We start from the raw sequence: 23,903 nt of genomic DNA, 5'->3' as shown, positions 1-23,903 counted from the left end.
AAAAGCCGCCTCCAGAGGGGGCGGCCGGTTCGGTTTGATCAGGGATCAGGTCGTCAAAAATGCCCACTTAGAGACCTTCCGCTTCTATGCCCATTTCACGCAGACGCGCCTTCACAGCTTCGCGGTCGGCGCCACGCTCAATGGCAGCCTTGGCGTCCGCCAGAACCTGGGCCGGGTCCGGGCCATCAGTGGCCGGAGCCGGTGATGCGGCAGCCGCCCCAAATGGTTGCGTTTGAGTTGGAGGTGTCGCCGGGGTGTTGCCTGGGGCATCGCCGCCCAGTGCGCCCTTGAAGCCATACCGAACGTCCGTGCTGGTCTCTTCATACTTTCCATCATCATCCCAGATCCGCGCCGGGCTGAGCGCGTGACGTTCCTTCAACTCGGTGGATGTGACCTCCTCGCTACCCCACATGCCCCGCGCCATTTCGGCGGCCTGTGAAAGAGAGCCGGCCTCCGGCAACACGCGCTCCACCTGGGCCTCGAATTCGCCCAGCGTCGGCGCCTGCCCTTCAAAGACACCGTTCTCCACATAGTCTTTGTGGATGCGGGACAAATTGTCGGACTCGGTATTGGACAGGGCACGGCCGCTACGGCCGGATCCCGTCCTGCCTTTGCCCGACCCACCCTTCCGGTGTTTGGCGGTCGCCGCAGCCCGGCCTTCTGCCACCTGGACATCCAACTCGGCCTGCTTCTCCATCTTCAAGAGGTCGTCAGCCATCTTCCGGCGTTCATCGGCCAGCTTCATCATGCTGCCGCCCAAACCCTGCAAGGCTCCTGCAAATGAGTAGCTCATACCGCCGCCCCTTGCTGCTGCTGTTGACCCTTGCCTCGGCTCAGAAGCGCGTCCTGCGTCTTCTGTTGCGCGCCCTGAAGCCGGCCCTGAACATTTGCCAGCTTTTCCTCACCGGCCATGCCCTTGATCTGCTCAAACTGCCCGGCCAGCTCCTGCGGATCCAGCTTTCCAGCCTGAATGAGGCCTTCGCGCACTTTATCGGCGGCCAGGTAGTAGGCGGTTTCAATCTCGTCAGGTTCGATACCCTGAACGCCGGCAGCCTGCGCGAAGGTCGCCACTTCGTTCATCACTTCAAGCCCGCCGTGCAGAAGCACCTCCGGCGGCACTGGTTCGCCCTGATCGTCCGCCGCCATGAACACGCGCTGCACGATGGTCGCGCCGATCATCGCCATTGCATCCGTCTCATTCGGATGCGCCTTGATGATCTTCGCGGCTTTGGCCATGAACTTCTCGCTCCACAGCATTGCCATACTCAGGCCGACAAAGCGGTTGTAAACGCGCTGCTGTTCCGGGGTTGCCTGCTTCGGCTCGGTCCCTGGAACCTGCGGTGCCTTTGCATCCTGCGGCGGCCCGGGCTGCTCCTTGTGTTGCTGGCCGCCAAGGGCCTGTGCAAATCCGTTCATCTTGCTGCTCCTTATGCCGGTACGATTTGACCGGCGGCGCGGTCATAGCGGAACCGCTCGGGGCGGCTGGCTTTACGATTGCGGAACTTCTCACCCATACGGGCCGGGTTTTCGCGTTGACCGACCCGCAGGTTTTCGTTGGAATTCGCGTCGGCGCGCTGGAACCCTGGATCAACCGCATTCGGGTTTTCGTCATCACCCAGACTATCCTGTTCCCAGAAGCGCATGGACTGGCCAACACCCTTGTAGCTGTCCTCGCGGCGCTGTTCGGATTCCAGTTCGCGGCGCTCTTCATCCTTGGCTTCCTGCTTCGCCATCATGCCCTGCCCAAGACCAGCAACCAGGCCACCGCCTATGGTGCCCAGCCACCCGGACCCCAACAGGCCGCCCGCAGCCGCTGTGCCCATCGCGCCGGTACTGGCCCCGGCAGCTATTGCCCCGATGGTTGATGCCCCGGCCCCAACCCCTGCAGCTGCGCCTGCGGCTACAGCGCCAGTGCCGACTGCCGCCGTGGTCGCCGCCGCGGGCGCAAAGAGGGTGGCGAGGGCTGGAATAACTGCACCCATGTCAAATACCTTTCTCGTAGAACCCGCCAGCCAGCCGGAACCCGCGGTTGCGGGTCAGCAGCGCGCCAACAGCGTTGTGGTTGGTAATGGCGTCGGAGACGCCGTAGCGATGAAGCACCGGATAGTCGGCCCGGTCAGCCCATTCGGTGAAATGATCCAGCACGCCCATTGCAGAGCGTGCCGATGCGCCGGGCTGCGCGTACCAGATCAGGTTACTGGCAATAAGCGCAGACAGGCATTCATAGAGCGGTCGCACAAAGCCGACGAACAGTGCTTCCAGCTGATCGCCGTTGTCGGCCACCACGATGCGGCCGGATCCGGGCTTGTTGCTGTGCTGTCCGATGCACTCCAGCGCCACACGCTTCAGGGCGTCCTTGTCCAAACCGAAGCGCGGGCAGTAGTGAGACTTTTCCAGAGCAAGCCTGCAGAGACGGGTGATTTCCGGGATGTCGGCAAACCGGGCGGCGCGGATTGTGACCATCGGTTACTTCCCGACGTACCGCCAACCGCCATTTCGGTAGACCTGATCACCCCTCCTGTCACCCTCGGAAGGACCACTGCCTTCGTCTCCGTTGTCGCCTTCACTTTCCTCGTCGTCTTTTTTCGTCTTCGGGGAAGATATGTCAAAGGCGCCTTTCAGCCAGTCGACTTCGGTTCCGTAAAGGTCTTCCACCAGATCGACCTGGTGATTGAGGAATTCACCAGCCGACAATAGCATGTCATTGCGTTCTTCTGCGGACAGGTCAGGGTTGCTAAGGATCGTGTTCACCGCTTCCTGATACTGGCCGTTCATGGAGGTAATCATGCTGCCCATGTTCTCCTGGGTCTGCATGTCCACGTCCATCGTCGCCAGCTTCTCGCGCATGTCCGACTCCATCTTCATGAGCTGCTTGCGGGTGTTGGCATCCATCTTCGCCAGCTGCTTTTCCGAGGCCAGCTGCATCTTCTGAAGCGACTTTTCTTGTCCGAATGTTTTGTCGGACATACCCCGCTCAAACTTCTGCTCGCTCTTCTGCAGGTTCAACGCTTGACGGTATTCCTCTTTAGAAATCCCCATCTGCTGCTTGAATTCCTGACCGGAAAGCTGGGACGCCTGCTCGAACTCCTGCTCCGAAAGCCCCAGCTGTTGCAGATACTCTTGCTTGGACAGGCCTTTCTGCTGGCGGAATTCCTCACGGGACAGCTTCAGGGAGTTGGACAGCTCCTGCTTGAGCATCCCGCGCTGGTGCTTCTGCTCGTCCTTTTGCAGATTGAGCGTTTGGCGGTATTCTTCGCGGGAAAGACCGAACTGTTGCTGGAACTCTTGGTCGGACAAGGAACTCGCTTGCTCGAATTCCTGCTGCGACAGCTCTTTCTGGAAGCCTTGGTCGCGCTCCTGAATTTCCAACTGCTGGCGGTATTCCTCACGGGACATTTTGAACTGCTGTTCGAACTCCTGATCCGACAGGCTTGATGCCTGGCCGAACTCCTGGCGGGACAGGTCCTTCTGGTGCCCTTGCTCCCGTTTCTGAATTTCCAGCTGCTGGCGGTACTCCTCACGGGAAAGGCCAAACTGTTGTTGGAACTCCTGCTCCGACAGTTGCGAAGCTTGGCCGAACTCTTGCTCCGAAAGCTGCGAACGCTGCGACGCATCCTGCTTGGACAAGGCCGACTGGAAGCCGAACTGCTGCTCGTTCTCGCGCATCCGGTGCCCGGCCTCACGGTCTGACATCACCTCGGAGTGGCGCTGTTGCGCCTCCTGGCTCGCCATCGGCACGATCTTGTCGAGTACCGAATTCATGCTCTCGCCGGCGGCGGCAGAGCTATTCAGCATGCCACGGCGGTTAGCGGTCTGCAGACCCTGCGTCTTGGCGCGGGTCATCAGGGCATTGTCGCCCTTCATCATTTCGCCCGCGATGTCCGAAACATCGGTAGTCTTCTTCTCGCCGCCGAGGGCAGCCCCGAACCCGCCACCCGGCGCGCTGGTGATCGACAGGCTCTGCCCGCCGGATTTCATGCCCGCAGCGGCAGCAAAGCCCCCCTCCGGTGCCATTGTCTGCCTCATGGGTTGCTGCCCAGGTTTCGCCTGGGTATGGCGCTGCAGCCGTTCCTGCAGCTTGGAAACATCCTGAACAGCCATAGCGGCCTCCTGTGAAGTTTGAAGTTAGGGGATCAGATGTTCCCAGAGCGGACAGGCCAGCGAGAACGCCGCATATGCTTCCTGGGTCTCGTCTTGTGTCTGCGAGGTGTCGTTTCGGGACCGGGTTGGTAACGATGCCCCCCATTGGCGGCAAAGCTCTGCCTCGGTTACCGTTTCAGTCTCGATAGCCGGCGTCGTCAAACCGGCGCACCCGGTCATCAAGATCGTGCTCAACACGATCACGGATTTCAGAAGCCTTTTCATGATCTCGCGCCTTTGCTTCAATGTAGGTTTCCTGCCGCCCCTTTATCTTTTGGGAGCGGCCGAACAACGTAATGCCGACGCCGGCCGCTGCGGCAACGGCGGCAGCCAGGTATCCCCAGAAACCGCCAATCAGCTCGCCCAGCATCAGGACGACCCGCCGCGCGCCTTTGCCAGACGTCCGATGCCAAAGGTCGCCACATAGCCAGCCACGCCACTGAGCAGCGTTTCCATCTGGTCGATGTGGAAGGTCAGCGTGCCGGCAACGGGGTCAAAGATTGCGATGCCCTGCCCCGCGACCGCTGCGAAGATGAAATAGGCCACCATGCGGACGGATAGCCCGTTGAATACTTTGCTCATATCAAGCCTCGTTTCTGCTGATGGGCATGCCGCCCGGTGAAAGGTGGATTTGCCGCCCGGAGACGGGCACGCCAATGGGCCAGCGGGATGCCAGAAGGCGATCCTTTGCCATACGGCGGACGGTGACGGCGTTGGACTGGTTACCGCCGAGGACGTGGTAATGGGTGGTGTCTTCGCCGTGGTAGAAACCGACGTGGCCCTGCCAACTGTTCCGGGAGACGCGCCAGAAGATCAGCGTGGCACCATGAACGGGATCAGTGGACTGGCCCCAGTCCCGCCAATTGCGCGCGCCAAGCGGGTTTTCTGGAAGTGTAATCCGGGGATCGGCTAGCCGGTGACATGTCGCCGTGAAGGCGCCGCACCAGGGGATTTCCCGCGGGTCGATCCAGCTCACAGACTTATCGAACCACTGGCGCAGCCTGGCTGTGTCGCGCTGTTCATGCAGGCCGCGGATTTTCGCCGCCTCCTGCATCCACGGCAAACGGATGCGCTCCGGATCCGGGGTCGGCTGCAGTGCCTCCAGTGTCAGAGGGCCGATAAAAGAGCGTGGACGGAATCCGATCGATCGTTTGAATGCCACAACCGCCGCGTCGGTGCGAGGACCGCGCACACCGTCGATCGGGCCGGGTTCATACCCAAGCTCGCGCAGCCGGGCCTGAACCCAGCGATAATCAATGCTCATGATACCTCCAACGCGAAAAGCCCCGCTCAAGGCAGGGTCGGTTTAGTTCGGTGATGACTGGGTTTTACGGTTTGGCTCGACTGAGCCACTTCGTCAGCAAGACTTCAGCACCCCGCGGCCCGATGTAGGCGGCAAAGGCAACAATCCCGGTGGATACTGGCTGGCCGACCTCCAGATAGCTGGCGATGCTCTCTCCAATGATGGCCATTCCGACTGCAACGGGGATTTCCCACAGCAGTTCGGGGCCAAAGAAACGCCGGGCGCCTTTGCGCACCTCGCCGGAATGCCACATCAGACGCCCCACAGTAGCGCCGATCAGTGTGGTGGCCGCGCCGCCTGTCCAGGAGGACAGCCAGTCTACAAAGCCAGTTTCATCCATGGAACTTACCTCACCAGCCATTCTTCAACATCAGCGGAGATATCCCGCATCTTGATCCAGCGATCACCGATCGGCTGCCCGCAACAGAGCCGCAGCTTGCCCATCAGGCCCACAGTGTCCCATTCAAGCCGGTCAGCACGCGGAGTGTATGCTTCGCCCGGGTGATAATCCGGGTTCAGTTTGCGACGCTTCTGGATCACACGCTTAGCATCCGCTGGGACAATCACCCCCTCGGGCACCTCATCAGCGGCGTAGCTGTGCTGCACTTCTTTGGTGGTTTCGCGCTGCACATCCGCCATGCGCGGCGCCCGGTGAGTGCCCAGGCTGTTGCCTTCCTGGTCTACTAACGGCACCTCATCAAACAGCGGCACTTGGATTGTCTCGGTGATCACTTTGCGAACGGCTTCACCGCCCACCACCTCGATCACTTCGCGACTGCGCTCCTGACCCTCTGTGGCCTGTTCTCGAACTGTTTCGCTCTCGATAATGCTCTCAATCCAGGACAGGACGTCGTAATCCTCCCAGAGGGTGGCGTTGAATTCGTCACGCAGGTATTTGCCTTTCCAACGGTCCATATCACCGTCTCCGACCACCGACGGGTTTGCCGAAACAACACCGATTGGGTTTTCACCGGACTGGGCAGGGCGGATCTTGCTGCCCATCAGAACCACGGACAAGCCGCGCCGGTCCTCACCGTTCGGGTTGCCGTCATCCCATTCGAAGTATTCCGCGTAGTCCGCGCCACCGCCCTGCCACCCCAAGTCAGAACTGCCAAGGCCGTCACCGGACAGCTTGAATTCCGCATCACCCGACCCGCCGCCGGAGCGGGCCAGCAGGAAGTTCCAGTCTGGGGAGGCTGCACGAGACGGAAACCAGAAGCTCAAATCCTTGGAGAAACTACTGTTTGTATTAGCGATGCGGGATACAGACTGATCGTCGCTCTCGATGACCTGCATAGTCCCGTTTGCATCCAGTCGGTACACAGGAACACCTACGCCCACCCCCACGTTGCCGCCATCAAGAATAGTGACGTGATTGCCCCCACCCGCGCGCAGCTTCAGATCGTCACCAGTCGCCACAACCGCAACACTTCCCGCACTGGAAGTAGCGCCGTCGTTCAAAGAAAGGAAACAGGAGGAGTCAGAGCTGTACAACGCCAGCGGGATGTCCGAGGCCTGCCCCTGACCGATGACCGCAGAGAGGAAGTTCGCCGACTGCCCGTCAATAGCGACCTTCTGCCAAGCGGAGAATGTAACCGGAGCAGTGCCGTTACTCGGACGGGTCCACATCTCACCGTTGTTGCCGAACGCAACCTGCACCATGCCACCGGCAGCGCTGCTGGGGATCCGGTTCAGATGCATCAGCAGGCCCGCGGTGCTGGGCGCATCAGTGTGAGTGCTGGCATACCGGTAAAGGCCGGTGACAGTGATCGCCGAAAGCTTTGTGCCTGCAAAAGTGTTTGCCGATCCACTGGCGGCATCGTGCCCCCAGCCAAATGCGCCGGCAGTCAGAACCTTCCCCAGAGTGGCATCCAGCCAACTGCCCTGCACCGTCTTGGTCGCAGTATCTCCGAGCCCCAATGTGGTGCGTGCGGCCGCTGCATTCGCATCGTCAATCAGGCTCCGCCCGAAGCTGGTCAGCGTGGCCAGGGCAAAGGTACTTGCACCGGAGAGATACGGCAGCTTGTCGGCGGCCCCAGACAGCCCAGAGAGGGACTGCAGCTTGGCATTCTGGGCCTGAACATTGGTGCCGATGGCAAGACCAAGAGCGCTGCGGATGGTGCTTTTGTTCCCCGCGTTGGAGAAATCAGGCGAGCCGGTAAAGGACGGATTGCCGGAGAACACCAAGTTGGCGCCCAGGTTCGCGGCCATGCCCGCCATGTGGCTGCGATAAGCACCCAGAAGCACCATGCTGGTGCCGTTATAGACCATATCCGAAATGTCGCCCGAGGTCAGGTCACCGGCTTCCACATCGGTTCCATCTACCCGCTTAATCGCGCGCGCGCCCAGACTGTCCACGTTCAGCGTGGAAGCTCCAGTGTTGGTTACTGGGATCTGAATGCTGAACCTCTGTCCAGCGGCGTAGGCGGTTAGCGGTGCGGGCATTGAAGCGGTGTAGGTGTTCGCGCTGCCAACTCCCGCGGCAAAGGTCGCCTTGCCCTGCTCCAGGTCGTTCTTTCTGGGAATCTTTGCGAAGCCGGCGGCGATGGCATCAAACTTCGACCTGATCTCAGCAGAACGAGCCTTGGAGTTTCGGCCAATGGGAGCGGTGTTGTTGAAATAGTCGTTGCTCATCGGATCGACCTCCGCGGAGTATAATTTATGGTGAGGGAGGACAGGACGTGAGGCTTCTCGTAGATTGCCTCAGAAGCCAGGGCGATTGAGACATTCTGACCGATGCCGTTCAGCTCCATTTCCGCCTGTCCCTGGACCGCGGAGTCCCAATAGAAGTTATCCCAGAAGGCAGTATCCCAGAACCCGCCGCCGCCCTTGAACGAAAGCCCGGCCTCAGAACCGGATGGAATGTCCGGGTTCCCGAAATCGAAGTCGCTGGCATAGGTCAGGCTGATGTCGGAACCACCGTCCGAAACCTGCAGCACCCCACGATGATATCGTTTCATTGTGGTCGGTGCGTTCTGATGCAGGAATGACAGACGCAGATATGCATCCACCGCAACCCCATCTGCTGAGGTGCCTTTGTCCAGCTGGTAGACCATGCCGTCATCGGCACCGGCCAGCAGGATCTCGTTGCCGCTGCCGTCCTCGCCCGAAACAACCACAGTGGGCGTGAAGCCAATCAGCAGCGGCATCGCCTCTGGGTTCTTGCGGCCGAAATAGAGGCTGATGCAGGTCGCATCGGTGAAATACAGCCGGTACTGATCTTTGCCGCGCACTCGCAGCGCGCCAACGGGGATGATGCCGTTTTCCCTCTTGGCGCGGATCATAGGTTCGATCAGCTGCGTGACGGTGCCAACCTTCCAGTTCCCGAAGGTCTGGGCCGCGCTCATGCTGCGCACGCCCTGGTCGTCCAGGAAGTATGGCTGGCCGACCACTTCAAGCGTATCGGCTACGGCACCAGAATCTTCTGACAGGAAGCTGAGGACGAAATCGCTGGTGTCATTGCCCTGCAGATACCCGATCCGGGTGCGGCCGGTGATGATCGTGGCGGTGCGGGTCGAAGACTTCAGACCGGTCAGATCCTGTCCAAACCCGATTTCCCCTGCCCCGGCCACTGCCCGCGAGTCCAATGGCTCCCCTGTCCCCGCATAGAGGATCGAGCCGCCCGCATATCCGGTCAGCAGGTGGTTTGAATGAACCGCCACGAATTGCGGCTTATCAAGGCTGGCGGAGATATTCTTGCGGATCGGCGCGAAGACTGTGCCGTCCCACTCGAAGGCCGGGCCCTCGCCATTCACCCCATAGACCCGCTCCAGATTGGAGGTTCCGAAGAAGTTATGGTTCACGGCGCGGTATTTTCCGCCCGCAGGCAGCGTTATGGCCGCCTGTGCGCCGCTGGCGGTGGCGGTGCCTCCCGATGTTCCTCCTGTGAGCGTTTCAGCGGCTTGAAAAGTGCCTGAAATGCCGGATAGGACCAGATACCCAGCGCCGGAGCCACCCCACGCCCCAGCAAGCATTCCTACGCGCTCCACGGTCGCCGTGGCCCCGCTGGTGCCGCCGGTGACGGTCTCGCCCTCCACCATTGCGGCGTTGTTGCCCGCGGTGAAGTCGATCATGTGACCCAAGCTCTGCGCCGCCCAACCGGAAGCGATAGCCTTGTGCATGACGGCCTCAGTGCCGCCCGCGTTGTTGCGCCAAGCGTAAATGTCGCCCTTGTAGGTGCAGATCCCCAGCACTCCGCCGGAACCGGGAACCGCGGCAATCAGGGCTCGGCGCTTCTCTATCGCGGATTGCAGATAGGCGTCATCGTTGGCATCGTCGCTGGCGCCGTTTTCAACTGCTGTACCGTCTGCATAGGCGACAGTGGAAGCGGAGACCTGGACGGCCTCGTTATCCTGGAAGGTGCCCGAAACGTTGTAGAGGATCACTTCGCCCGCAGCATCAGACCCGGCCCAGCTGCCGCTGCTGACTGTCGGATCCTCAAGGACAACGCCTGTGGCACCGGAAGTGGCCCCCGTGAGCGTGTCGCCCTCGCTGATGGCAGTGCTGCCCTGGTCGAAGGCGAGGAGCCAGTATGAAGCCTCAGAGGGCTTCGGCTGGCCATCCAGCCGCTCGTAGCCGTCCGCGCGCCGGTAGCCGCGCGCCTCGCTCTCGTAGTTCTGCGCGGCGATGGCAAAGCCTGGCGGCACCTGGTTGGCCGGCGTCACGATGTCCAGCCCGCCCTGAAGAACGATGTTTTGCTGCTGCTGGGTCATCAGGCCAACGTGCTCCGCACCTGGATACGCGGCAGCTGGTGCAGCCGAAGCTCGCCCATGATCCGCGTGTATTCCGCGTTCCAGCCGCCGATCTGATTGAATGCCTCATCAAACTGGCCGAGCAGCATAAGTGCGCGCCACACGATCACGTCGTGAAACTCTGCGGGCATCTCTGGGGTGTCGGCGTCCGCAGCCAGTGACTGGGGGGCCTTATAGTAAACCCCGCGCACCGTGTAGGCTGCGTCGGGCGTCGGCCAGAGGCGCAGCTTGTTCTCGTTGTCGATCGAGAAGTAGTAGGGCTTGTCCTGCTTGCTCGCTTGGCCGCCCGTCATCAGGTTGCGCCGGAACCAGGCCCAGTCCACGAAATTCAGGAAACCCTCGGTCACCTGCCCTTCAGAGGTTTTGTAGATCGAGAATTGGTTATCACCGTCATCGTCGTGGACTACCCAGCGCGAAAACCGCTCGTTGATACCCATAGCTTCGGCATCATACTGCTGCACCGCAGCCACGGTTTCCGCTGAGAAGTCCGCGTGCATCCAGCGCCAGGCGTTCTGCGAGCGCTGGATATCCTCATAGGCCTTCGTCACCCACTTCAATATGCGCAGCAGGCGGCCGGTCTGGTTCTCGGTGGTCTCAGGCTGGCCGATGTTGGAGACGGTCCCGCTTTCACGGGCCGCGTCCTGGCACAGTTGAAGGTAGGTGCTCATGGCTGGTTACGCCACGTAGGAGAACGGGTACTGCTTCACCACGCGCGGCTCACGCAGGCCCATTTCCATCTGTTGCATGGTGGCAGCTGCTGAGAGCTGCGGGTAGACGAACATTTCGGCGTTTTCGAGAATTTCAACGTACTCCATCGGGATCACCTCACGTTTGTTCCGCGGGATCCACAGAGGCACGCCATTGCAGGCAACCGGAACTGGCTCACTGCCGCCCGGCTTGTCCTCTTCAGGGATCATGATCGCAACGCATTCGCGTTCTTTGCCGCCGAACTCGTGCTGGAACGAACGGGGGCGCGGCTTGCCATCGGCATCGCTGACCACGGGGATATCCGAGGATTTCTTCAACGTGGGGATGGTGTCTTTGGACCAGCCGGCGGCTTCAATCAGCGCGATGATGTCAGCCTTTTTCGCGTCTTGAGAGACATCCAGCCCCATCATGATGCCGGCAAAGTCCTGCAGCTGTTTGAGGTTGGCCTTGCTGATGGCGACGTGTTCGACGGGAAGTCCGCTCACTGTTCAATCTCCTCTACGGTGAAATCCACACCACCGGCGTTGTGCAGGGCGTCCAATGCTTCACGCGGCACCTCCAGTGTCTGTCCGATGCGCAGCGAGAAGCTGCCGCAGCCGTGGACGTACAGCGGGAGGGGGTCGCACGGGGCGTCGTTGAGGGTGAGGTTCACCTTTCCGGCGGGCGCTGTTTCGGAGCCGGCCTCATCCTGAGCACCCTCTTCGGCGGCGGGCTGATTGTCCTCATCGCCGACGAAGGCATCGCGCTCGTCGGCGGTGATCGCATCAATGCCAGCAGCGGCCAGTGCGGCATTCAGCGCCTTCATCTTCGGCAGGCCGTCGGCGGTCATGTCCTCGGCGGTCAGCGTGGCAACAGCGGCTTCATAGGCCGCTTGATCCGGTTTGCTCATCAATTGTTCCTTTCGGCATAAGAAAGGGGCGCCGAAGCGCCCCGATCAGGTGGTGGGTGGGAAGGTTATTCCTTGCCCCAGGCAACCCACATGAGGGTTTCACCTGAGACGTTCACGTCGGCATCGGTGCCGATGGTGAAACCTGCTGCGGCCGACGCCTCAGCGCCCGCGTAGGGGGTGACGCCCCCGGTGCCGACCTGGGCGTTGGCCCCCGCAGCGACGGTCTTGTAGCCCTCGCCGTTGGTCATGCTGGAAGTCCAGTCCAGAGTGGCGTCACCATCAATGTTGATCAGGCGCACATAGTCAGGGGTGAAGCCAAGCTCCACGTTGATTGCCGAACCGGTGCCTTCCACGGTCCCAGTGGCGAAATGACCCTTGCTCATAGCGGGGTCTCCTTTCAATTCAGGGTGAAACGAAAACAGGGGCCGCTTGGGCCCCTGTCAGGTCAGACTTAGAGGTCGGTGACCGCAACTTCGAGGCGGGCCATCCAGGTCTGATTCAAGATCAGCGATGCGAACCAGGTCTTCCAGCCAACATAGCCGCGCTGGCCCAGCGGATCGTCCTTGGTCTTCTGGTTGACCGGGATCACGGTCGGAGAAACCGCACCGGCGCCGCGGACTGCGACCACACCATAGGCGTCCATCCCGAAGTACAGGACCGGGTAGACATCGACGTTGGTATCGTCTGCTGCGACCATTCCGTTCAGCGTGTTGGATCCTGCCCCCAGGAAGGCATCCAGATCCGGCGACAGAATGTACCGGACATCCTCAACCGAACCGATTTCCTCCTCGCAGAGCGGCTGGCGCTGGCCGTATTCAGCCACCGGGGTGAAGCCTGTCATATTGCGGATGTCCGACTCACAGTCGGTATGCGCCACCGCAATGTAGGAGGCCTCAATCGGCTTGGTCTGGTAGTTCTGTGAACCAGACAGCATCCGGGTGATCTTCTTGGCCTTCTGGGCCTTCAGATACCGGGTCACCGCGCGCTGCTTGTTCTTCGAGATCGCGGTGTTCACGCCCGAGCGGGTGGAGCCGTTGGCGTAGAAAACCGAAGTACCGGCCTTCACGGTGCCGTAAGTCAGCGCCTCGATGGTGCGGCCCAGGTTTTCGCCGGTTTGCTCGGTGGCGTCCTGCAGAACCGGATCTTCATGGGTGTCCTCGATCACGTCAGTGATACCGACAACCATGCCGTACTGGTTCAGGGTGGTGGAAACGTCCTCATACTGGAACGCGGTGGTGGTAGGGGTCACACCCTCGACCATCGGCGTGGTCACCGCGGCGAACACCTTGGGTCGGCGGAACTTGGCCGTGGTGCTCTTGTTCTTCGGCATCCGGATGGCTTTGCCGAATTTCTCCAGCACAGTGACCGGAGCCGCGTGCTTCAGCATTTCCCGGGCCGCCCAGACGTTGGTACGCTGGGAGATGCCCGTGGAGGTGGATTTGGTGGTGCTCATGACAGTGTGTCCTTAGACTTTCTCTGCCGTCGTGCGGATCAGCCTTTGGCGTCCTTCTGGTCCCAGTATTTCCACAACGCCTCTTCGTCGTCCGTATCAGGCGGAATATCACCTGCGGCTTTCTGAGAGGATGTGGACCGGGCGGATTTGGCGCCGTCGAGCTGCCTTTTGCGGCGGCTTGCGAGCTTTGTGTCGGAATGAGACTGGGTGTCGGTTTCAGTCTCGTTTTGGGTTTCAGCCCCTGCCGCGGCTTCGCTCAGCGCAGCTTTGAAACGGGAAACGACCATCGCGGCCCCAGTTCCATCGACCATCCCATTGAGGTTTGCTTGGTAGGCGTCCCGAACGATCTTCGGCTGGTCCACAATCCAATCTCGGAACACGCCGGGGTTCTGGGCAATAACGTCCAGGCCGTCCTCGTGCTCTTTTTCGAATTTGGTGGTCTCGGCAGCCTGCAGGTCTGCAAGATCTGCTTTGGCCTCTTCCAGCTGATGCTGATCCGCTTCCGACTGATCGTTCAACCGGCCGCGGAGGTCTTTCACCTCATCCACCAGCGGGTTGACGACATCGCCGTATTCTTCGGAGACAGCGTTCAGGCGCTCTTCGCGCTCCTTGTTGGGTTGATCTTTGGTCTTCAGGCGGCGTTCAAGGGCTTCCACTTTTTTCTGGAGCCGGTCTGCGCGTTTCTGCTGTGCTATCGAACGGGATTGCTCCGAACGGAACTTTTGCTCCGACTTTTCGGCGCGCTCCCGCAGCTCATCTTGCGTGGGGGCTTGGGCGTCATCTTCAGGCGTCTTGGCACCTTCGCCGCTACCATCGTCCTCCGGGATGTCCTGATCCTGGGTTTGACCATCGTCCTGTTCTGCTCCACCAGCCTCATCGGCCTTGTCGCTGTCCAGGGCGTCGTCCTCTGGTGCCTTGTTGTCGCCCGCGGCCTCGAAGTCGTTCTCTTCGGCGGCGGTGCCTTCCTCGGCGTCCAGTTCTTTCCAGATCTGTTCTTCGTCGGTGGTTTGGGTGTCGCCGGCCATTTCATCGGCGGGCGCGGTAAAGTCGCTTTTGTTGCTCATTGGATGATGCACTCATTCATTACGGCGGCGCAGTGGCGCGGCCGGTTACGGAAGGCGGCCCCTGGGGGCGGCCGGTGCGGGGAGAGGGCTTTCGCCCTTGCTCATGCCGAAGGCGCCGTCGCGCGTCCGGTCAGGAGTTCTGTGTGGTGCTGGGCTCCACCTCTTCGATCAGGTCATTCGCCTCCATGACGCGACCCTGAGCCCGGTGGATCATGATGGGATCAGTGAGCCCCACCAGCCGTTTCTTCTGTTCCTCGATGCGCCTTTCAAGCAGCTTGCGCATCGCCTTCCATTCAGCGCTATGCGGATCGACCCTCATCAGATGGCCCCTCCTGCGCTGACGCCGGTGCGGTGCTTCTCGGCCACCTCGACCGCCAGACCACGTTCCCGCGCCTCGCGCTCGGCTTCAGCGTCCACCAGTTTGGCGTTCAGCTGCTCGCGGCTGATGTTCATGCTCTCGGACAGCTTCTCCATCTGGGCGTCGAAGTTGCGCTCTGCGATGTAGCGCCTGGTGTCGGCTTCCTGGTTGGCGATCTCGCGCTTGTTTGCGATCTCCTCCCGGCGCAACTCTATCTCTGCCTGTTTCAGCTCCAACTCTGCCTGCATCGCCGCTGCGGCAGGGTCAGGCTGTTTCGCCTCCTTCTCGGCATCCTGCTCGTATTCACGCTTGGACTTGGCAATCTCATCAGCCGGGATCATGTGGGCGCGGAAGATCTGCTTAAGAAGGCTGTCGTGCTTCAGCCACTTCCCATAGATTGGGTGGTCACCGAACATCTGGGCGATCATGATCAGGTTCTGCGCCATCATCTCACGCACCAGCAGCACCGAGGAGCCGCGGGCATCGACCTCGTAATCCCCCTTGATCTCTTCCTTGCTGTTGAACTGCATGTTCCAGTGATAGAAGCGCCGGATCATCGGCACCGTCACATTGTCATCGAAGTTCTTGACCATGCGCCGGAACACGACGTTGGCGCTGTTCATCAGAAGCGCCATGCCCTGGGCGGTTTTGGTGACCCCTGTGCCCTGCTCGCCCTGTGCGATCTGCGGCAGGCTGGCGGTCTCATCCATGCCTTTGCGGGCCATTTCCATGATAGCAGCCAGCTCGGCCTGGTTACTGGGGATATCGACGGCCTCAAATGGCCGCTCACGCGGGTCGGTGCCTTCGCTGTCGTCCCGGAGCCAGATCTTCCGTGGCGCAAGAACCCAGTTACCGTCTTCGGGCTTCACAATCTTCTTGTTGACGACAATTTGCGGGCCGACCGAAAGGCCCGCATTGTCCAGCATCATCCGCTGGCCGGCGTTCAGGATGCTCTGATTGTCCCGCATCAGGTAAGGCATCCCGAAGCCGAACATGCTGTGCTCGTCCTCTTCCGGGTTGAAGACTGAATAGATCGGCTCGCCGCTGTCGAGCGGGTGCAGAGCGAACTTCAGCACCTTGCCCTGGCAGAACCAGATCTTCGCGTGCATCTCCTGCAGCGGGTCAATCTCGCCCCCCTCCAGTACCTCCAGCGTCTCTTGGTCGTCAGCGGCCCGGGCCAGCTCCTCCAGGTCTTCAGGCTCCACAGGCCCGGTGTATTCCCAGACAACGAACAGGTTCCTCTGGGCGTCGGACTTCTGGCCGGTGATATTGGACAGGTCCACCAGATAGGAGGGTGCCGCGCCGGTGCTGGCGCCGTCTTTCAGGATGCTACGGGCCGCATCCTTGTCCACATCGGGGTGCTTGGCGAACTTTCGGAACTGCACCTTGTTCATCAGGTGCCGCTCGAAGATGCCTTCGCAGTCCTCGATGCGTGCTGCATCCGGGTCAGGGAAGAAGGCCCACGGGTCCACACGGTAGGCAGCTGGGGTGCTTTCGTCCTTCACGTTGGTGAGAACGTGCAGCGTCTGTTCCTTGCCGTCCGCTCCGGTGACAGTCTTCTTTTCCCACTTCTGCTTGGTCTTGTCGCCCAGTACCGGGCCCTTCAGCACGCCGATACCGATCTTGCAGGCGTCGGTGATCATGTCCCGACATTCGGCCTGATAGCTGCAGGCCTTCAGCTGGTCATCAATTTCCTCCTGCATCAGGTCGGAACGTCGCTTAGCCTCGGTCAAGGCTTCGTGCAGATTGTCAGCTGCCTCCTGCGCGGCGTTGGCGACCTCCTCGGCTTGTTCCATATCGCCGGAAAGCGCCTTTGCCTGTTGCTCCAGCTGCGCGCGTGTCTGCTCGTCTTCAGCCGCCGCCAGAGAACTCTCGACCTCGCCCAACTCCCGCCGCTTGGCTTCCAGCGTCTCCTTGGCGTCATCGGAGATCTGAAGCACCTCCTCGGCGTCCTCGGTCAGCTCCGGAACCGGCGTCGGACCAACGCCCCAGTTGCGGTCATCGGTCGGGAACAGCAGATCCCAGAGCCGCGCCATCAGAGCGTTCGTCTTCGGGCGGGTGAGGTTCAGGAAGACCTGGCTGCCTTTGTTCTTCTTGAACTCGGCCTGCTGATCTTCGGTATAGCGGCCGTGATACTGGCGCAGATCCTCCAGCCAGCGCTTTTCCACCAGATTGCGGAGATCCACCCGGCGCTTGGCCTCGGCCTCCAGCCCGGCAACGAATGCCTCCAGCTGCTCGGCCCGCTTCTCGGCCTCGTCCTGCTCGTCTGCCTGATAGGGCTGCGGCTCGTGCTGCTGCCCTTTGACTGCATGTGCGCGCACGTCAGTACCCCGCTCGTTTATCTACCGGCGTAAAGCCAGAACCTGTGAATTCCTCGCCTGCCGGGCGGACGGTCGCGATCTTGCTGAACTCCACGATGCCGTAGCGCAGTGCATCCATCGCGTGATCTTTCTTCTTCACCACCTCGACCTTCTCGGTGAGGTCAGTTGTCCGCTTCTCGCGGCGGTACAGCCGGTACTCGTTGGCGGTGTTGTGCAGCGTACTGAAAAACTTCAGCCGCCCGGTCTCCAGCATTTCCCAGACGGTCTGGATGCCGAACTCAACCGCGTTGTTCGCCGGCTTCACCAGCAGGCCAGCGCCGCGGTACTGGCTCAGCAGCTTCTTGCCCTCGTCCTGGCTGCGCCCTCTGGACGCCGGGTCGATGGCACCGGGGATCCAGTCCCCACGGGCCTTGATGGCCGTGGCGTGCATCGTGGGCACCTGCTGGCCCCGGTAATACTCCGAATAGGCGTAGATGCCGCCGGTGTTGGGGTCTTCGGCCAGCCAGATAGCTGCCGTCTTGTTCCAGCCCACATCCAGCCCGTATGCGCGGCGCCAGAAGTTCGGGATTGGGAACGGGTCGCATGAAACCTCGTCCCACGGGATCGGGTAGATTGCGCCCTCGCCCACGCTGGGCGTTCCCTTGGAGCGCGCATCCCGAAGATACGGCTGAGTTGCTGACAGAAGCTCACGCTTGGTCTTAGCGTCCAAGTGCGGGACATCATCCCAGCCAGCGTTCACGACGTAGCGGGATGGTGAAAGAGCTGGCATCAGTCCTCGGCCTCGTGGTCCATGCCTTCCATGAACTGCATGACGGTCTCGCTGATGCCGTCGAGCGGCGTGAAGGTGAGCATAACTATCCCGTCGGTAGTGGCCGTGCGGATCACGCATTCGCCGTAGATGTCGATTGGCGGCTCCTCATCGAGCCAGATGACGTGCTGGGCGGTGCCCTCGAAGGCGCCCCTGCCCTGCTCGTAGGACTTGAAGCCCAGCCGGGACCAGCCGCCCGAGACGTGGCGGATCTTCACCACGTCCAGCAGGTCGCTGCCGCCCTTCTTGAACGTCAGCCCCCCGATGTGCTTGCCGGGGATCAGCCCAGTGCCATCAAAGATCCGGCGGCCATCCGGGCGCTTGATCAGCTCGCCCATCAACTCGGCCTGAATGATGTCCCGGGTGGTCTCGTTGGTCTTGCCAGCCACCCAGCCCTTGATGCCCCGAGTGAAGCGGCGTCCTTCCCACCAGTCCGGATAGATGCCGGTGAGATGCGCCACAGTCTCATAGCCGCCCATGCCGAAGGTCTTGCCGACCCGGTTGGCGGCCATCGCACAGCGCTCCCGGTATTCAGACCCGGCCCGGAAGAATTCGAGATGCTTGGCGTACTTGGCCCGGGCGTAGATGATCGTGCCATCCGGCTGCACCGTGTCGTGTTTCGGGAACAGCTTGGCCCATCGGTCCTGCCGCGCGCGCCGCCCCTTCTCCTGAACAACCTGTGTGGCCAGCAGCAGGAATTCCCGCTGCGCTGGCGTAAGCTGGACGTTCACGCGGCGCGCAGGCCCAGGGGTGCGTTACCGCGCAGCAGCGGCAGGCGGGCGCTGCACCACGGGCAGAACGTCACGGTGATAACCCGGCGCAGGTCAGGCAGCGGCGGCATCAGCGAAAGGCCCGTTCCCGCTCCATGCGGCGCAAAGTGTCCAGCGGGCTTTCGCCCGGTTGCATATCGTAGCCGCAGCCGATGGTACCGCCCTTCCAGCTACCCGAACGCTCGCCGACCTCGCCGGAGAACCGGACATCTATCGATTTGCGAATTTTCGCAAACCACGGGCACCACATCAGCCAGCGACGGCGATGCTCCCATTCCTCAACTGTGATGGTTGCGGTGCGCTCTTGAACAGTGCCGTTGCGCAGCGTGTAGGTGTAGGGATGCGTTTCCTTGTGGCCGTTGGCCTCAACCTGATCACGAAATGTCTGCCAATCCTTGAGCCCTCCCAAGCGGGCAGATGCCATGTCGTGCAGCCAGGCGCCGTCCTTCGCCAGAACGCTCCTTCGGTAGAACTCCAGCGCCCACGGCATATGCACGATCTTGGTGCACGCACCCCAGTTCAGATGCAGCGATGACCCGCTGTCGATGTCCAGCGAGAACCCCCAGCGATCGAGCATGTCATCCTTGGGCGCCCGCCGCGGAAGGAATGGAAGCCGCAGATAGATGTTCGGCCAGATCAGGTGGATGTGCAGCGAGTAATGGCCGCCGTCGTCGTCATCGAAGTTGATCAGCGCCAGCGCCAGGCCAATCCGCCAAGTGACCTCCAGCCAGGTGAACCGGAGCATTTCGCGGCTGCATTCCAGCAGGCCGAACCAGCGATAAGCCAGTGCAGTCATGGGGTTTCCCTCCCGTTTGCGCCCCAGATCGGGCCGAATTGTTCGATTTGGTCATTCCAATGCCCGCTCCAGCCGATACTGAGCCGGGGGCAATGGTTCATTATTGTAAAGTCATGGCCGAAGAAGTGACCAATTGAGCGAAATCCTCGGCCGTCATGCCCGCGCGCTCCATTTCAGCCCGCAGCTCCTGCAGGATTTCAGCGTCGTCTTTGCTTTCAATCGTATGGTTGGCGTCGATGTTGAGGCGGTCACCGAACACAGCCGGCAGAACCTTGGCCATCAGCCATTTGCGCACATCCACCATGGCCTTTGCGTGGTCCAGGTGGTGCTTGCGAAACCTGAAGGTGACAAAGCCATCCTCTTTGATGCGCTCCATCTCCTTAGAAGCCAATGGAACCCGCACGTTATAGCCCATCTCAGCCCCGTCGATCAGGCTCACAATCTCGTCCGCCCAGGCGTGCATTTGGTCCTCGCGCGCGCGTGCGTAGGACACATCGAACTCCGGGCGCGCCTGCCTCCACTTAGCGACCCCTGTCTGCGTTGGCATCTTTGGGTCTTCGCAGATGCTCTTGAGGGTTTCTCCCAGCGACATGCGGCGGCATATCTCGTCGGCCACCTTCTGGGTGAATGTGCTCGGCCGCCCGGGTTTGCGCTTTGGCGCTGCTGCCGTTTTTTTTCTCTTACCCGGTGCTGCTGCCATACTTGGGGTGTTCCTCTACAGGGGGAGAGGGCTGCGCCCCCTCTGTGGTGTAGGTGCTTACTCGGTGCCGAAGGATTGGATGCCATGGAACAACATACCGGCGGACAAAAGCGAGAAGATCACCGCAAGCAAGTGTCCTACTGCTTTCCCCCGGAGGCGCATCCGGTAGTCTTTCCCCTCCAGCGCAGCGTTCACCGTTGAAGCGCAGAGATAGTGGGTGAGATAGGTGGCGGCCGCGGCAGCAAGAGCGAAGATCACACCACTTGAGAACGCCTGATAGGCACCAGCGGCGCCGACGTCGATCATGGTCAGGACCGCAAGTGCTGCGATACCATTTGCCAGGAACAGCATCCGGATCAACATATGCGCCGCCTCGATGGCAAAGGCGTTGAACATCTGCACCTGTTCGTAAAGGCGCTGGGTGGCATCCTGCTGCATCTTGGTTCCTTTCGCGTGGGTCAGCGCCCACTCTATATGGGGGCGCTTTGCCTGTTGGGTGTGGGGGTCAGAGGAGGAAGGCGACCCAGAGAACCTTACAGCCGATGTGGACGGCCTGATCCGTGTTGTAGGAGATGCGGCCGGCACATTTGGCGTGATCGGTTGCCGCGTGGACAATGAATTCAGCCAGGGCCAGTAGCACGGATCCGGTGATCAGGAACACAGCACCGGCGTGGATCGCGCTATGTGCGACGAGGGCCTGATACCAGGGCACACCCGGAATGGGCGCGGTGTGGTTCTTGGCCTTGGACAGGAAATCACCCTGCAGCGGGTAATCGGCCAGCATGTGCGCGAAGATCAGCAGCAGCAGGGTGGTCAGCATCAGACAGTGCCCTCGGTCGTGGCAACCATCATCCAGTCATCGGCCAGCATGTCGGTCTGCGAGGCGAGCCAGCCCACAACCATCGAGCCATCTGCAGCACGCATGTCGATGTGCGGCAGCAGCGTGATGTCATGCCCGACCTGCGGTTCCATTTCATCGGCGCGGTGCTTGGCGGCATGGCCCGGCTTCGCCATATCTGCAGGGAAGGAGGAGCCAGTGGTCAAGGCGATCCACATGCCCTTGCCGTTCCAGCCAGCACGCGCCACGCGGTGGCCTTCTTTCAACGCCTGCAGGGCATGGCCGAAGCTCATGGCGGTGATGGGCTGATGGGCGGCCTCGAAGACATCGGCGGGCGACCAGCTCTGATAGCCGTCGGCATAGATCACGCCATAGCCTGCCTTGCCGTCCTTCTCCTGCTTGTAAGCAGTGATGCGCTTGGTGCCGTAATAATCCTGGGTCATCGTCTGTTCCTTTCGTGCGGGTTAGCTGCGGGCAGCCTTGCGGGCCGCGTTATCGAGCTTTGCGATCTGCATTGGGAACGGGTCGTCCCGCCAGCCGCGGGGCTCTTTCCCGCCCGCTGTGCGGATCTCTTCCAGATACTTGCCGATGTCTGCCATCGCCTGCCCCTTTGCGTGAAGTGTGAATGGCCGGGGTTTCGGGGGTGGTTGATCATTCCACCCCAACAGCCCCATTTCGTCTGCCAGTCCGTCTGCAGGAATCCGCACCTACTCTCTTCGGTGGAGGGCCTTGGCTGCAGCGCTGTACCCGTTTGACGCTTAAGGCGCGTCCAGCCTTTCGCCTCCGATTTTCAACCTACAAGTAGGGGGCGAAACGGAAGTATGAGCGCGGGCCGGGCGCTACTCCGGCGCAATCCCTGCTACACTTTACACGGTCCATGATGGCCGGGATTGGTGACCGTCAACTGCGTGTCTGCTTTCCACGCCGCCGCGCTCTGTAAGTGTCCCGACACCTGGGATGATGAGGCCTCAGTTCGGGGGGATAAAGCCAGGACACCTACAGAAAGCAGCTATATGTTGGGATTGGTTGAGGTGGTTTCCTCAACAAAAAGGGGCGACCGCTTCATTTAGCGAATCACCCCGATTATTCACATATGCACTGAAAACTGACTCTCGGCAATAAGTTTCTTTTACAGACTCAATGGCCCGTCAGATGTCAGGTTCCGCGGCCGTGGTTCTTATGGAACCCGTGCTCGCGTTCAGCGTCTCGCCTGGCAGCGATGGCATCAGCTTTGCGCTCAAACGTGCCGACGTGGCGGTTCTGCTTGTTTACCGAGATTGAGACCTGCCATTTCCCGCTGGCCTTGCTCCAACTGACGCCGCAAACACCGCTTGTGTTGTCCTTACGGCGTGAGGCGTTGCGGCAATTGTCCCCCTGCGGCACATCGCGGAGATTGCCAATCCGGTCGTCGGTCTCATCACCGTTGATATGATCAATGGCGTGCGTCGGCCAAGACCCATAAAAGATCGCCCAAGCCACCCGAGAAGCATAGAAGCGGTAGCTCAAAACGCCGCCCGTAAGCCTGTCACTGGCAACGGCTTTGGATTTGAATGCCCGCTCCCCGGCGTACTTCGTATTCCAGGCTTTCCATACCTGCTCATTTGCAAACCATTTCAGCTTCCGAGGCTTCCACGTCAGTAGGCCCGTGTTCGAATCATAGTCCAGAAGCTCGCGCAAGATTTCAGGCGTGATGTCATCTCTGTCAAAATTCAGCATTGTTTTCCACAGCTTATGAACAACCTTCCCCACAACTGAATCCAACATACACACCACAGTGTCTCTGCAAGCTACTACTGATGTTTCAACAGCGTGAATTTCCGCTCAATTGCCTTGCCTATTCGCTCCTCCATACGCCTATTTGAAGGAGCGCAGCCAATAGGTTGTGAAATAAAATCCAGGCAGGACCGTCAGAGCGCCAACAAATCTGGCCCTGCCCATTCGCCACTCAAAGGATAGACAATTGAACGACAATAAGAAACCAATAGAGGCTGAGGCCGGACAAAGCAATGAACTCATAATCGAGTTAGGGACACTGCGGCTGACTGCGAGAGGTCGAGAACGGCTTTTGTTGCTGCTTGCTTTGCTAGCCTTGGCTGTCTGAGCAATACTCTCAAGTCTCTGGCTGACTTAGCAGCCGACATAAAATGGAAGCGCCCCGGTCTCCCGGGGCGTCGTTGCTTGAAATCAGTGAAACCTATTTGGCACCAAGGATCTCAATCAATTCATTTGCAGTAAGAGCAACATTCGGTCGCATCCCTAATTGCGGATACAACGGTTGGAACACGGCGTACATGCGAAGGTAGTGAGGCACGACGGATGAGTGCGAATTAAGGCTACGACCTTTGAAATCTTCAAACCGGCCGGTTACCTCAACCAGGTGCTTGGCGATACTAAAATGACCTTCATTATTACCGTCGAAACCAGCAAATTCCGGGTCATGCCCATAATTGACAGCTCGAACTTTCTCCTTGGCCGCATCATCCAGCCCCCCAAAGGAGCGCTCAATAAAGCTCCACATATTCAGAATATTGGTGGTCTCTTCTACTTCTTGAGGGCTGTCTTCGTGGTCGTGCAAGAGACCGGTCAAATCCCACTTCAACGACCATAGGTGGCCGCCATAAATCGAGGCCATCAGGCGCTCAACGTCCGTTTCACCTTCAATACCCATTGCTTTGTGCATGTCTGCCAACATTGCAATGATGATCTTTTCACCGTCCGATAGTTTCATTTTTCACCCCTCAGTTGATATCTACATCAGTAAGGCGTGCATTCATGCAACTTCAAGAGAAGGCGAAGAAAATTCTCCTGCTGATTCTATTTCCCAGTAACACCTCTCACCTCACAACCACTGAAATGAAATCATAGAGCACCTTGCAGCCATGCGCAGCGCGCCGGCGCACCCGCAGCTTGGATATGCTAGATCTATTCTGGAGAGAGATGCCCCGCACCACCCTCTTGCGAGGCGGAAACGGGTGCGGGGCGTGCCACGAAAGGAACGAGGCCA

At 60.3% G+C, this 23,903-nt stretch carries 29 protein-coding genes; all 29 read right to left on the bottom strand.

The genetic code is table 11. The features are described 5' to 3' along the window. Positions 1 to 67 precede the first annotated feature (67 nt). Entirely contained in the window at positions 68 to 745 is a 678-nt protein-coding gene (locus K3557_RS06995; RefSeq protein WP_259998720.1) for a hypothetical protein, read from the bottom strand. Between the two features lie 44 nt (positions 746 to 789). Beyond that, positions 790 to 1,416 (bottom strand): hypothetical protein, encoded by a 627-nt coding sequence (locus K3557_RS06990; RefSeq protein WP_259998718.1) that lies wholly within the window; start codon positions 1,414 to 1,416, stop codon positions 790 to 792. A gap of 11 nt (positions 1,417 to 1,427) precedes the next feature. Then, positions 1,428 to 1,982, bottom strand: a complete 555-nt coding sequence (locus K3557_RS06985) for a hypothetical protein (RefSeq protein WP_259998716.1) — start codon at positions 1,980 to 1,982, stop codon at positions 1,428 to 1,430. 1 nt (position 1,983) lies between these two features. Continuing rightward, on the bottom strand, positions 1,984 to 2,463 hold the full coding sequence (locus K3557_RS06980; protein ID WP_259998714.1) for a hypothetical protein: 480 nt from the start codon (positions 2,461 to 2,463) through the stop codon (positions 1,984 to 1,986). Between the two features lie 3 nt (positions 2,464 to 2,466). Beyond that, the gene (locus K3557_RS06975) at positions 2,467 to 4,101 is read right to left on the bottom strand and encodes a hypothetical protein (protein ID WP_259998711.1); all 1,635 of its coding nucleotides are present in this window, start codon (positions 4,099 to 4,101) and stop codon (positions 2,467 to 2,469) included. 175 nt (positions 4,102 to 4,276) lie between these two features. Continuing rightward, entirely contained in the window at positions 4,277 to 4,510 is a 234-nt protein-coding gene (locus K3557_RS06970) for a hypothetical protein (RefSeq protein WP_259998709.1), read from the bottom strand. Further along, positions 4,510 to 4,722 carry a hypothetical protein gene (locus K3557_RS06965; protein ID WP_259998707.1) on the bottom strand — a complete coding sequence of 71 codons (213 nt, stop codon included), beginning with the start codon at positions 4,720 to 4,722 and terminating at the stop codon, positions 4,510 to 4,512. The genes K3557_RS06970 and K3557_RS06965 overlap by 1 nt, the downstream gene beginning before the upstream one ends. Position 4,723: 1 nt before the next feature. Next, positions 4,724 to 5,404: a peptidoglycan-binding protein gene (locus K3557_RS06960; RefSeq protein WP_259998705.1), complete on the bottom strand. Its 681-nt coding sequence runs from the start codon at positions 5,402 to 5,404 to the stop codon at positions 4,724 to 4,726. A gap of 64 nt (positions 5,405 to 5,468) precedes the next feature. Further along, positions 5,469 to 5,783, bottom strand: a complete 315-nt coding sequence (locus K3557_RS06955; RefSeq protein WP_259998703.1) for a phage holin family protein — start codon at positions 5,781 to 5,783, stop codon at positions 5,469 to 5,471. Positions 5,784 to 5,788: 5 nt separating this feature from the next. After that, positions 5,789 to 8,077 carry a peptidase G2 autoproteolytic cleavage domain-containing protein gene (locus K3557_RS06950; protein ID WP_259998700.1) on the bottom strand — a complete coding sequence of 763 codons (2,289 nt, stop codon included), beginning with the start codon at positions 8,075 to 8,077 and terminating at the stop codon, positions 5,789 to 5,791. After that, complete coding sequence (locus tag K3557_RS06945; RefSeq protein WP_259998698.1) at positions 8,074 to 10,155, bottom strand: hypothetical protein; 2,082 nt, start codon at positions 10,153 to 10,155, stop codon at positions 8,074 to 8,076. The genes K3557_RS06950 and K3557_RS06945 overlap by 4 nt, the downstream gene beginning before the upstream one ends. Continuing rightward, positions 10,155 to 10,862: a hypothetical protein gene (locus K3557_RS06940; protein WP_259998696.1), complete on the bottom strand. Its 708-nt coding sequence runs from the start codon at positions 10,860 to 10,862 to the stop codon at positions 10,155 to 10,157. The genes K3557_RS06945 and K3557_RS06940 overlap by 1 nt, the downstream gene beginning before the upstream one ends. Positions 10,863 to 10,868: 6 nt before the next feature. Then, positions 10,869 to 11,387 (bottom strand): hypothetical protein, encoded by a 519-nt coding sequence (locus K3557_RS06935; RefSeq protein ID WP_259998694.1) that lies wholly within the window; start codon positions 11,385 to 11,387, stop codon positions 10,869 to 10,871. Further along, positions 11,384 to 11,791 (bottom strand): hypothetical protein, encoded by a 408-nt coding sequence (locus tag K3557_RS06930; protein ID WP_259998692.1) that lies wholly within the window; start codon positions 11,789 to 11,791, stop codon positions 11,384 to 11,386. Before K3557_RS06930 ends, K3557_RS06935 begins: the two co-directional genes overlap by 4 nt. Positions 11,792 to 11,856: 65 nt before the next feature. Then, positions 11,857 to 12,174 carry a hypothetical protein gene (locus K3557_RS06925; protein ID WP_259998690.1) on the bottom strand — a complete coding sequence of 106 codons (318 nt, stop codon included), beginning with the start codon at positions 12,172 to 12,174 and terminating at the stop codon, positions 11,857 to 11,859. 68 nt (positions 12,175 to 12,242) lie between these two features. Then, the gene (locus K3557_RS06920) at positions 12,243 to 13,244 is read right to left on the bottom strand and encodes a N4-gp56 family major capsid protein (RefSeq protein WP_259998687.1); all 1,002 of its coding nucleotides are present in this window, start codon (positions 13,242 to 13,244) and stop codon (positions 12,243 to 12,245) included. Between the two features lie 38 nt (positions 13,245 to 13,282). Further along, on the bottom strand, positions 13,283 to 14,308 hold the full coding sequence (locus tag K3557_RS06915) for a hypothetical protein (protein ID WP_259998685.1): 1,026 nt from the start codon (positions 14,306 to 14,308) through the stop codon (positions 13,283 to 13,285). 130 nt (positions 14,309 to 14,438) lie between these two features. Continuing rightward, a complete protein-coding gene (locus K3557_RS06910; RefSeq protein WP_259998683.1) occupies positions 14,439 to 14,627 on the bottom strand; it encodes a hypothetical protein in 189 nt (62 codons plus the stop codon). Next, on the bottom strand, positions 14,627 to 16,987 hold the full coding sequence (locus K3557_RS06905; RefSeq protein WP_259998681.1) for a hypothetical protein: 2,361 nt from the start codon (positions 16,985 to 16,987) through the stop codon (positions 14,627 to 14,629). Before K3557_RS06905 ends, K3557_RS06910 begins: the two co-directional genes overlap by 1 nt. Before the next feature lies 1 nt (position 16,988). Beyond that, complete coding sequence (locus K3557_RS06900; protein WP_259998679.1) at positions 16,989 to 17,696, bottom strand: hypothetical protein; 708 nt, start codon at positions 17,694 to 17,696, stop codon at positions 16,989 to 16,991. Positions 17,697 to 17,755: 59 nt separating this feature from the next. Further along, positions 17,756 to 18,526, bottom strand: a complete 771-nt coding sequence (locus tag K3557_RS06895; protein ID WP_259998678.1) for a terminase large subunit domain-containing protein — start codon at positions 18,524 to 18,526, stop codon at positions 17,756 to 17,758. 109 nt (positions 18,527 to 18,635) lie between these two features. Beyond that, positions 18,636 to 19,361 carry a hypothetical protein gene (locus tag K3557_RS06890; protein WP_259998676.1) on the bottom strand — a complete coding sequence of 242 codons (726 nt, stop codon included), beginning with the start codon at positions 19,359 to 19,361 and terminating at the stop codon, positions 18,636 to 18,638. A 100-nt stretch (positions 19,362 to 19,461) separates the two neighbouring features. Continuing rightward, positions 19,462 to 20,061 (bottom strand): hypothetical protein, encoded by a 600-nt coding sequence (locus K3557_RS06885; RefSeq protein ID WP_259998674.1) that lies wholly within the window; start codon positions 20,059 to 20,061, stop codon positions 19,462 to 19,464. A gap of 57 nt (positions 20,062 to 20,118) precedes the next feature. After that, a complete protein-coding gene (locus K3557_RS06880) occupies positions 20,119 to 20,499 on the bottom strand; it encodes a hypothetical protein (protein ID WP_259998672.1) in 381 nt (126 codons plus the stop codon). Positions 20,500 to 20,566: 67 nt separating this feature from the next. Next, positions 20,567 to 20,881 (bottom strand): DUF3307 domain-containing protein, encoded by a 315-nt coding sequence (locus K3557_RS06875; RefSeq protein ID WP_259998670.1) that lies wholly within the window; start codon positions 20,879 to 20,881, stop codon positions 20,567 to 20,569. After that, a complete protein-coding gene (locus K3557_RS06870; RefSeq protein ID WP_259998668.1) occupies positions 20,881 to 21,342 on the bottom strand; it encodes a DUF2829 domain-containing protein in 462 nt (153 codons plus the stop codon). Before K3557_RS06870 ends, K3557_RS06875 begins: the two co-directional genes overlap by 1 nt. A gap of 21 nt (positions 21,343 to 21,363) precedes the next feature. After that, positions 21,364 to 21,498, bottom strand: a complete 135-nt coding sequence (locus tag K3557_RS06865) for a hypothetical protein (RefSeq protein WP_259998666.1) — start codon at positions 21,496 to 21,498, stop codon at positions 21,364 to 21,366. Positions 21,499 to 22,054: 556 nt separating this feature from the next. Continuing rightward, the gene (locus tag K3557_RS06860) at positions 22,055 to 22,663 is read right to left on the bottom strand and encodes an HNH endonuclease (protein WP_259998664.1); all 609 of its coding nucleotides are present in this window, start codon (positions 22,661 to 22,663) and stop codon (positions 22,055 to 22,057) included. Positions 22,664 to 23,093: 430 nt separating this feature from the next. After that, the gene (locus K3557_RS06855; protein ID WP_259998662.1) at positions 23,094 to 23,627 is read right to left on the bottom strand and encodes a YfbU family protein; all 534 of its coding nucleotides are present in this window, start codon (positions 23,625 to 23,627) and stop codon (positions 23,094 to 23,096) included. Positions 23,628 to 23,903 lie beyond the last annotated feature (276 nt).

Origin of the sequence: Leisingera sp. M523 (assembly GCF_025141335.1) — a bacterium.
GTDB lineage: Bacteria > Pseudomonadota > Alphaproteobacteria > Rhodobacterales > Rhodobacteraceae > Leisingera.
The sequence above is the reverse complement of the archived record's forward strand: the minus strand, read 5'-3'. Positions and strand labels throughout refer to the sequence as shown.